The sequence below is a fragment of the Pseudomonas sp. A-R-19 genome (assembly GCF_019956575.1).
Lineage (GTDB): Bacteria > Pseudomonadota > Gammaproteobacteria > Pseudomonadales > Pseudomonadaceae > Aquipseudomonas.
On the sequence record NZ_JAHBDR010000042.1, the window covers coordinates 85,318 to 94,878 of the forward strand.

Sequence of the window (9,561 nt, forward strand, 5' to 3'; positions counted from 1 at the left end):
AAAGGTCAACGAAGGGCCGAGAAACCACTCAATGTGGTGAGTAGGTTCTCCGGTGGTAGTCGTGCCTGAGTTCAGGCGAGCTGAAAATCCGACTGTTTCAACAGAAGCGGTCGACTGCTGCCCTTCGCGACAGGCAGCACTCTGGGCCAGAAGCACCCGCTGGACAGGCTAGCGGACACTAGGTAGCTTCCACCTTCTGCACTGAATCTTTACCGCAACTGAGCTTGGCGTCATCAATGTCGCGTTTAAAACCGACAGTGATGTCGCCAAATGGTAGTCAGGCGTATTGGTGGAAGGAGTTGCAATGACATCAATCGATGTGAAATCCCGATTCGAAGCAAAGCTTCTTCGTCCGGCAAAGCCTGGCAATGATACGTCGTGGGCGTTCGTAGTACTGCCAAGAGACGCGAGTGAACAGCTTCCGAGGCGAGGAAGGACGAGCGCTGAAGGCACCATCAATGGGCACCGTTTCCAGGCAACCCTTGAGCCGGATGGTCAGCTGAGCCATTGGCTGCCGGTAAGTAGAGAGTTACTCGAAGCCGCGGGCGTGGCCGTTGGGGATGTCGTTACGCTAGCGCTAACCCCTGTGAAGAAGGAGCCAGAGCCTGACATCCCGGCAGACTTTCAGGAGGCACTGGCAGCCACTCCTGAGGCTCGTGAAGTCTGGAACAATACGACGACCATCGCACGAATAGACTGGATACATTGGATTACTTCAGCCAAGCAACTCAAGACGCGCGCAAAACGAATTGGTGATGCCTGCGATATGCTTGCATCCGGCAAGAAGAAGGTTTGCTGTTTCGACCAGTCCGGCTACTACAGCAAGGCCTTCCGTGCACCCGAGGCAGAAAATAGTTAAATGGAAGACTCCGTTGAATACGCCTGACAATGCGTTCGCTTCGCTCACCGGGACCGGCTAAAGCCGACCTTCTATTAAACCTGGTGTCGCGATGTGAACAAGGCCATCACGGCGGCGAGTACCAGCAAGACAGCGCTTGCGAAAAAGGTCATGCGATAGCCGCTCCCGTCGAACAGCAGCCCACCGAGGGTAGAACCCAGCGCAATGGATAGCTGAATGACTGCCACCATCAGACCGCCACCGGCTTCAGCGTCCTTGGGCAACGCCCTGGCCAACCACGACCACCACCCCACAGGTGCCGCCGTCGCGATCAGGCCCCACAGCCCCAGCAATACAAACGCTGCCACGACTCCGTCGCCAAGGACAATCAAGGAAAGTGCAATGGCAGCCATCAAGAGTGGAATGCAGACCAGGACGCGGTACATGCCGAGTTTCAGGAAAGTGCCGATCAGGATGGTTCCGACAAAACCCGCCACGCCGATGACCAACAGGATCATCGACAACGTGGAAACATCTACACCCGTGACGGTCTCCAGGAACGGGCGCAGATAGGTGAACAGTACAAACTGCCCCATGAAAAAAGCGCCCACACTCAACATGCCGAAACTGACCAATGGGCTCTTGAACAGTCGAAAGACATTGCCAGCGCCCGCTTTGCGCGGCGCCGCCTTCACGCTTGGCAGGCTGATCCATTGCCAGATCAACGCGATGATCGCGACCGGAATCAGGCAGAAAAAAGCCCCCCGCCAACCGATGACACTCCCCAGATAGCTTCCCAGTGGAGCGGCCACTACGGTTGCCAAAGCATTGCCGCCGTTGAAGATTGCCAGGGCCTTGGGCACGCTATGGGACGGTACCAGGCGCATGGCCATTGCCGCCGACATCGACCAGAACCCACCGATCACCACGCCGATCAGCGCACGCCCCATCATGTACACCGTATAGTTTGGCGCCAGACCGACCACCAGCCCCGACACGCACATGATCCCGGTCAGTAGCAGCAACAGCGTCTTGCGGTCCATTGCGCCCGCAAGCCTGGAAATCGAAAGGCTTGTCAGCACCGCGAAGGCGCCGGAGATGGCGATCCCATACCCGGCCAGTCCTTCACTGACTTGCAGATCCAACGCAATCGGCGTGAGCAAACTGACCGGCATGAACTCCGAGGCGATCAGCGCGAATACACACAGCGTCATCGCAAAGATGCCACTCCAGTAAGCCGGCAGTTCCCCAGTCCCCGGCGTGCCGAGGGCATCACTTGCCGGGGTGTCGAATACTTGAGCCGTCATGCAAAAACCTCTTATCAAACAGTTGTTGGCTGAAGCACTGGCCTGTTAGCCAACCGCCGTCAGGTGCCGGGTAAAAAGGGCGGTGAGCTTGGTCCAGGGAATCAAGTTCACGCGGCCGTACAGATCCACGTGACCCGCGCCGGGAACCCAGGCCAGTTCCTTGGGTTCGGCGGCGCGTTGGTAGGCGTCCTCGCTGAACGCTCTGGAGTGCGCCTGATCGCCTGTGATGAACAGCAGCGGACGCGGGGCCTGGCGTTGCTCGACAGTCACTGAGCGCCCCAGACCATGACGGGTGACGGCGCCCGTGTCGTACATGCTCACGCTGGCCTTTACGAATTCGCGCCGATCAAGCCCAGGAGGGGTCAAGGCTTCTATGGCTTCAGGGAGGGTTACAAGTGTCTCATTCATCATCAGCGCTCCGTTCCGGATAGATGACAGAGCTTGACGGATTCGAGATACCCTGATTAGTGGGTGTAATCTTCATGTGGTTTTGAGAAAAATTCAGCAATGGCCCATACCAAAGTCAACGATCTCCAGGCTTTTCTGGCAGTGGCGCGCGATCAAAGCTTTACCAAGGCCGCCGCCAAACTGGGGGTTACGCCTTCTGCGCTAAGTCATACGATCCGGGCACTTGAACAAAGACTGGGGATACGTCTGCTGGCCCGCACGACACGCAATGTGTCGCCGACAGAGGCGGGAGAAAGATTGATGCGCTCGATCGCCCCGCTTTTTGATCAGATCGCTGTTGAGCTTGAAGCCTTGAGCGAATTACGGGACAAGCCCAGTGGCACGATTCGTATTTCCTGTACTGACGATCAGATTGAGTTGTGCATTCGGCCGATGCTTGCAGGCTTCCTGAAGAGTTACCCGGATATCACACTGGAGTTCTACGTCGACTATGGATTCACCAACGTGGTCGAGGAGCGCTTTGATGCCGGCATTCGCATGGGCGAATCGATCAGCAAGGACATGATCGCCGTTCGCATAGGGCCGGATTGGCGGTTGGCGGTGGTGGGATCTCCAGCATATTTCGAACGCAATCCGGCACCCGCGACGCCCCATGAGTTGACCGCCCATGACTGCGTGAATATCCGACACAGGCCATCAGGGGCGATCTACGCCTGGGAGTTTGAGCGAGATGGCCAGGCGTTTACGGTCAAGGCAGAGGGGCAACTCGTTTTCAACAGCATCATGCATGTTCTCAATGCCGCCGTTGATGGCGTTGGCCTGGCCTATGTACCAGAGGAATTGGTCGCACCGTATCTGGCCGACGGCCGACTCAAAGAAGTCCTGGCCGACTGGTGTCCTGTGTTTCAGGGTTACCATTTGTATTACCCCAACAGACGCCAGGCGTCGCCCGCCTTTTCTGCATTGGTGGAGGCGCTGAAATATAGAAACTGAGCGCTCTATAGTCGACTCGCTGCAACGTCTGCCATGGATCGATTGCCCCCCTTCGTAACCTGGGGGCAATCGACCAAATGCAGACTAACAACGCTGGCACGCGGTTATGATCCGGAACAACCAGGCGCCCTTGGACCCACGTTTATGCCAGCCTCGCAAATCCGCCCCACACCCGCGCCACTGCTCGAACCCGGAGAGACGGTGGTCTTGTTCGACGGTGTCTGCAAGCTGTGCAATGGCTGGGTGCGGTTCGTGATTCGCCATGACCGCCAGCGGCGTCTGCGCCTGGCGGCGGTTCAGTCACCCGAGGGGCAGGCTCTGCTCGCATGGGCGGGTTTGCCCTTGGATCAATTCGACACCATGGCGGTGATCCGCGACCGACACTTCTGGGAGCGTTCGGATGCCTATTTCGAAGTCTTTGCCCAGTTGCCCGCACGCTGGCGCCCCGTGAACCTGTTGCGCATCTTCCCTCGCAAACTTCTGGATTGGGCCTACGACCGCATTGCGCTAAACCGTTATCGGCTCTTTGGGAAATACGACACCTGCCTGTTGCCGCAGCCTGATCATGAACAGCACTTTTTGAAAGCGCCCCCATGAACGCCTTCAGGTGACGTGACGAGCTGGATCAATACTCGGGTTGAAGCTATACCGAAAAGGTCCGGAGTGGGGATCGACCACACGCTCGATTAGCGACTGGGGAGAACTTCGCGGTGTCGAATCAGCTGGTCATACGCAACATGACCCGTCCCGAGCTGGACGAGCTCGTCGAGTGGGCTGCCCATGAAGGTTGGAATCCAGGCGTTCACGATGCCGAGCTGTTCTGGGCGACGGACCCTGCCGCCTTCATCGCGGCGACCCGGGGCGGCGAATTGATCGGCGGCGGTGCCATCACCTCCTACAATGGCGAATTCGGTTTCATGGGTTTTTTCATTGTCCGGCCGCAATATCGCGGTCAAGGCCTGGGCAATACCCTCTGGCATGCACGCCGCGAGCGCCTCCTGGCCCGCCTGCACCCAGGCGCGAGCATCGGCATGGACGGCGTCTTCGCGATGCAGGACTACTACGCCAAGGGTGGTTTCGTCTTCTCCCATCGCAACATGCGTTTTCGTGCCAATCTCACCGCCCGCCCGATGACCTCGCAGGCAGGCGACGAGGACATCGTCCCGTTGGCCGCCTTCCCGTTCGATCAGGTTGTCGAATACGACCGCACCTGTTTTCCCGCCGCGCGCGCAAGCTTCCTGAGCGGCTGGATAACCCAGGCCGATGCACTCGCCGTGGCTTGCCGTCGCGAGGGCAGGCTAGGCGGCTATGGCGTAGCAAGGCGCTGCCGGGAAGGCTACAAGATCGGCCCCTTGTTCGCCGATGACGCCCTGGCAGCCAATGCCCTCTACGCACGCCTGGCGGAATTTGCCCAGGGTGGCCCGCTGTTTCTCGATGCCCCGGAGAATAATCCCGCCGCGATGGCGCTCGTGCAGCAACAGGGCATGATCGAGGTTTTCGGTTGCGCGCGCATGTACCTCGGCCCTCCTCCGGCGATCGCGCACGAACGTGTGTTCGGCGTCACGACCTTCGAGCTGGGCTGATGGCCGCTCGCGACCTGACCGGTTATGGCGGCTGCCCGCCCCACCCGCAATGGCCCGGTGAGGCACGCATCGCGGTGCAGTTCGTACTCAACATCGAAGAAGGCGCGGAGTCATGCATCCTCAATGGCGATGCGCAGTCGGAGGCCTGGCTGCACGAGTTACCGGGGCGCCCGCCGCGTGTGGGGGAAGCGGACCTGAGCGTCGAGGGCATGTACGAATACGGAGCGCGCGCAGGTGTGTGGCGCATTCTGCAACTGTTCAGCGCCCGCGGCCTGCCGCTGACCGCTTTTGCCGTCGGCCGTGCCCTGGAACTCACCCCGGCGATTGGCCATGCGCTCTGCAATGCCGGGCATGAGATTGCCGGGCATGGCTACCGTTGGCTGGACTATCGCGACATGCCTGAAGACCAGGAGCGGCAGCATATTCGCCTGACCCTCGACGTGATCGAGCAGACCTGCGGTAAACGCCCCGTAGGTTGGTACACCGGAAGGGTCAGCCAGAACACCCGCCGCCTGTTGCGTGAAGAAGGCGGGTTTCTCTATAGCTCGGACGCCTACAACGATGACCTGCCCTATTGGCTCCCAGGCGCGCCCGCCCACCTGGTCATCCCTTACACACTGGTCAACAACGACGCCCGCTATCTGCTGCCCAATGGTTTCGCCTGCGGTGAAGATTTCTTCCGGCTGCTCAAGGATGCTTTCGACCTGCTGTGGCAGGAAGGTGCGCATCACCCGAAGATGATGAGCATCGGCCTGCATGGGCGGATCAGTGGCCATCCTGGACGTGCAATGGCGCTGGCGCGCTTTCTCGATTACGTGCAAGGTCACGACGCGGTGTGGATCTGCCGGCGCGAAGAGATTGCCCGGCACTGGATAGCCCGATTCCCCGCCTGAGTGTCTTTCCCGGCAACTACTAAAAGCGGAGAACGCTTCCAGTGTTCGGCGAATATTTCACACTTGATATCAGATGAGTGGTGCCCCGATAAACAGCGCGCAACCGCTGATGGGACTAACTTTGTATATCCGCATTCCCCCTCTTGCACACTGTAGTGGTGACTCCTATGGAAAAGATCGCCCGGATATTGATCGAGTCCTCTATGACCCGCATCACCGGGGCGGGACTTGCACTGTTGATTGGTCTTGGCGCGCCGGCAGGAGTATTAGCCGATGAGGCCTATGCCAAGAGCTTGCTCAAGAACATGTCCGACTATATGTCAGCGCAAAAAAGCATATCGTTCAACTACGACACCATTCTTGAAGTCGTCACTAAAGATCAGCAACGGCTCTCACTGGCGGGTTCCGGCACTGTCGTTATCAACCGACCCGACAAGTTGCGCAGTACGCGTTCCAGCGGTTTTACAGATATCGAGATGTTATTCGATGGCAAGACGCTGACCTTGTTGGGAAAAGGCAAGAATATTTACTCGCAGGTCGAAGTACCGGGCACGCTTGATCATCTCCTCGATGTGCTGAGGGATAAATACAACAGGCCACTTCCCGGCGCGGACCTGTTCATGTCCAATCCTGAAGAACAACTGATGGCCGGCGTGAACAACATCAAGGATCTGGGCAGTGGCGTTATCGGTGGCGTGGAATGCGATCACCTGGCCTTCAGGAAGAAAGAGGTGGATTGGCAGATCTGGATTGCCCAGGGCGACCGGCCCTATCCCTGCCGATACTCCATCACGTCCAAACAGATTGCCGGAGGCCCGCAGTACAGCATCCAGCTAAGCGACTGGAAAAGCGGCGATACCGTTGCAGCTGATGACTTTGCTTTTAAAAACCCGACGGACGCGAAAAAAATCGAGCTCAAGGACCTGCCCAACGCCGAGGACTTGCCGAGCAATTTTGTGCGAGGAAAAACCAAATGAACCTCTTGATGAAGTCGGCTGGCCTGCTCCTGGGGGGATTCGTCGTGATGTGCGCGCTTGAACTGGGAGAGACTTTGTCGATCCCCGGTGTCCACAGTTTCATTCCTCAAGCCGAGGCTGTGGTCGGGCGCCCTCTTACCCCCGTAAGCGTTGCCGGCGTGGCGAGGCGCACTGCACGACGCAATTAACTCTCCGGAAGGTGCTTTTTTCGAGGGAAAAATGGGCGTTCCCTGACCTTGTTTTTACCCCGGCCAGGGCTTTTTTGATGACTGAATGGCTTATAACCTCCGATTTTTCCCATGGAATATGCAAAAAAACACGAAAAAATCGGCATGGCGTTAATCTGTCTCCCGACCCGCCGAAAGCCAGTAAGGGTGGTGGCTGCGCCTTTCAGTGATAGCAATATGCGATCAACCACGGCACTGCCGTTGGTCAGCAAAACTGATCAAAAAATGAACGGATTCGGTTTTTATCGTTCAGAATACGCAACAGGTGACACGGGCTGCGAGCCTCACCTGACTCCCAGAAGCGGAAGTTAAACCTCATGTATGCACCAAGTGCGAATGAGGTTTTTTGTTACCTGAAATGGAACTGGTCGAATGATTAAAAGTTCATTCGAGAAACTCGCTTTTTTCTTCGCAGCGTAATGCCGCAAGATTAAATAATAGAAATTGCTGGATCCTGACTGCGGTCAGCAACGGAAAAATCCAATTAAGCCGTGCTGAAGTCATGTTGATCCACTATTAGTACAAAGAGGTAGTCATGGAGCTTGGTATACTGTCTGCGCCAGCCGCGGAATATGTGCGCTTGGGCGTTGTATATTTCCATCTTATCGCCTGCTGTGTCGCAATCGGGCTGGTCTTGACCAGTGATATTGCAATGGTCAAGCAACTCCTGAAGGGAGATGTGTCGGGTCACCAGGATGACGCGCACATGGAAAGCCTTCAAAAAACCGTATCGCTTGCACTTGTAGCGCTCTGGATTACCGGTATTGGTATTATCGGCATCGATTATGCCGGCAAGGGAATGGAGTATTTCCTCAATCCAAAGTTACAAGCCAAGATCGGCATCGTTGTACTGCTGACTTTTAATGGCTTCCTGTTGCATAGCGCTGTATTGCCGGCACTGAAAAAAGCCGGTTCGATACTCAAACTTTCCTTCAACTTGCGCATGCTCGCGCTGTTCTCCGGCGCCCTCTCTGGTGTGTCGTGGTTCTATGCCGCGATGCTCGGTGTCGGTCGTCCGCTGGCCTGGAAGTACTCGCTGGTCGAGTTGCTGGCCGCCTATCCAGTGCTCATCGTCGGCGGATTTGGCGCGATGATACTGCTCACCGCCTGGGCAAAAAACAAAGACGCTGAAGGCCGTATGGAGCAGCGCACCTGGGACAGCAGAAACGCTGCCCTGGCTGGCTGGTAAAGCTAAGCCCGTTCAGCTTTAGCCCACGAATTCGCTGTTAACTTTTACTAAATCTCACTTTTTCCCTTGAGGATAATCAAATGAAATCCATGAAAGCTCTCTTCGTAATCGCCGCTCTGACCGCTTCTTCCCTGGCCATGGCCACGGGTGGTGGTGACAAGAACTTCAATCGCATGGAGGCGGCCCGCAAGGTCTCGATGGAAGCCTTCCAGGTTGCGCAGAAACAGAAGGCTGAAGCCGCTGTGGCTCAAAGCAAGGCCAAGGCAAGCAATCGCACCAACGGCTGATCGATGTAGCGTGTCCCGGTCGATGTTTCGGACCGCGTAACACGATGGCAAAAAGAAGTCGCAAACCCTGCAGGGTTTGCGACTTTTTTTATACGTCCTTGAAACTGCCAGGACGTTTTCTACGGGTATGCCTGCCGTTGCGTAGCGTGCAGGCCTAGTTCTGTACCTCAGGCACGTCTACATCCGGGGCGTCCGGGGCATCCGCGACATCCTGCCTGGCTGCCCTGGCCTCGGCCTTGGCCGCCTCTCTGGCCGCGTTCGCATCAACTTTGGCGGCGTTCCTGGTTGCATCTGCAGCTGCCCTCGCGGCATCTCTGGCTGCATCTGCGTCTGCCTTCGCGGCATCCCTGGCGGCATCTGCAGCAGCCCTCGCTGCATCTCTGGTCGCATCTGCACCCACTACGCCAGCAGCTCTTGCAGCGTCCCTGGCGGCATCCGCATCAGCCCTGGCAGCGTCTCTGGCTGCATCCGCATCAGCTTTTGCCGCATCCCGGGCGGCATCCGCATCAGCCCTGGCAGCGTCCCTGGCTGCATCTGCATCATTTTTTGCAGCGTCCCTGGCTGCATCCGCGGCATCGTCGTTATTGTTATTGTTGCCACGGGCATTACCTGGGCCTCTGTTCCCCGCCACAGCACCATGGTCAGCGTCGCCGCGCCCCGGGCCGCCATTTCCTGCAGCACCATGATCGCCACCAGCGCCATGATCGCCACCAGCACCATGATCGCCTCCAGCGCCATGATCACCACCAGCGCCATGGCCGTTGCCGGCGCCACCGCCACCCGCGCCGTTGCCGCCACCGTGGCCACCTCCGCCGTCACCACCGTGACCGCCACCTCCGGAGCCACCAGAGCCACCGCC

General features: G+C 57.8%; 10 protein-coding genes and 1 pseudogene. 8 read left to right on the top strand and 3 right to left on the bottom strand.

Going from position 1 to position 9,561, the window contains the following annotated elements:
• The first annotated feature begins 304 nt into the window (after positions 1–304).
• Complete coding sequence (locus tag KGA88_RS09320; protein WP_223590337.1) at positions 305–859, top strand: YdeI/OmpD-associated family protein; 555 nt, start codon at positions 305–307, stop codon at positions 857–859.
• Between the two features lie 74 nt (positions 860–933).
• On the opposite strand, the gene KGA88_RS09325 is transcribed toward KGA88_RS09320, so the two are convergent.
• Both KGA88_RS09325 and KGA88_RS09330 read right to left on the bottom strand, forming a co-directional pair.
• Positions 934–2,145, bottom strand: a complete 1,212-nt coding sequence (locus KGA88_RS09325; protein ID WP_263296059.1) for an MFS transporter — start codon at positions 2,143–2,145, stop codon at positions 934–936.
• A 45-nt stretch (positions 2,146–2,190) separates the two neighbouring features.
• Positions 2,191–2,394, bottom strand: a pseudogene (locus tag KGA88_RS09330) (alpha/beta hydrolase); the annotation flags it as partial.
• A 258-nt stretch (positions 2,395–2,652) separates the two neighbouring features.
• On the opposite strand from KGA88_RS09330, the gene KGA88_RS09335 reads away from it, so the two are divergent.
• The 7 genes from KGA88_RS09335 to KGA88_RS09365 all read left to right on the top strand — a co-directional run bounded on the left by KGA88_RS09335 (position 2,653) and on the right by KGA88_RS09365 (position 8,702).
• Entirely contained in the window at positions 2,653–3,546 is an 894-nt protein-coding gene (locus KGA88_RS09335) for a LysR family transcriptional regulator (RefSeq protein ID WP_223590340.1), read from the top strand.
• Between the two features lie 144 nt (positions 3,547–3,690).
• Entirely contained in the window at positions 3,691–4,143 is a 453-nt protein-coding gene (locus KGA88_RS09340; protein ID WP_223590343.1) for a thiol-disulfide oxidoreductase DCC family protein, read from the top strand.
• A 113-nt stretch (positions 4,144–4,256) separates the two neighbouring features.
• A complete protein-coding gene (locus KGA88_RS09345; protein WP_317851664.1) occupies positions 4,257–5,129 on the top strand; it encodes a GNAT family N-acetyltransferase in 873 nt (290 codons plus the stop codon).
• Positions 5,129–6,022 carry a polysaccharide deacetylase family protein gene (locus KGA88_RS09350; RefSeq protein WP_223590348.1) on the top strand — a complete coding sequence of 298 codons (894 nt, stop codon included), beginning with the start codon at positions 5,129–5,131 and terminating at the stop codon, positions 6,020–6,022. Before KGA88_RS09345 ends, KGA88_RS09350 begins: the two co-directional genes overlap by 1 nt.
• 167 nt (positions 6,023–6,189) lie before the next feature.
• A complete protein-coding gene (locus KGA88_RS09355) occupies positions 6,190–6,999 on the top strand; it encodes a DUF2092 domain-containing protein (protein WP_110657754.1) in 810 nt (269 codons plus the stop codon).
• 762 nt (positions 7,000–7,761) lie between these two features.
• On the top strand, positions 7,762–8,415 hold the full coding sequence (locus tag KGA88_RS09360) for a hypothetical protein (RefSeq protein ID WP_223590350.1): 654 nt from the start codon (positions 7,762–7,764) through the stop codon (positions 8,413–8,415).
• Between the two features lie 80 nt (positions 8,416–8,495).
• A complete protein-coding gene (locus KGA88_RS09365; RefSeq protein ID WP_110663351.1) occupies positions 8,496–8,702 on the top strand; it encodes a co-regulatory protein PtrA N-terminal domain-containing protein in 207 nt (68 codons plus the stop codon).
• Between the two features lie 399 nt (positions 8,703–9,101).
• Here KGA88_RS09365 and KGA88_RS09370 read toward each other — a convergent pair.
• The coding region (locus tag KGA88_RS09370) for a hypothetical protein (RefSeq protein ID WP_223590377.1) at positions 9,102–9,561 on the bottom strand (460 nt) is incomplete at its 5' end.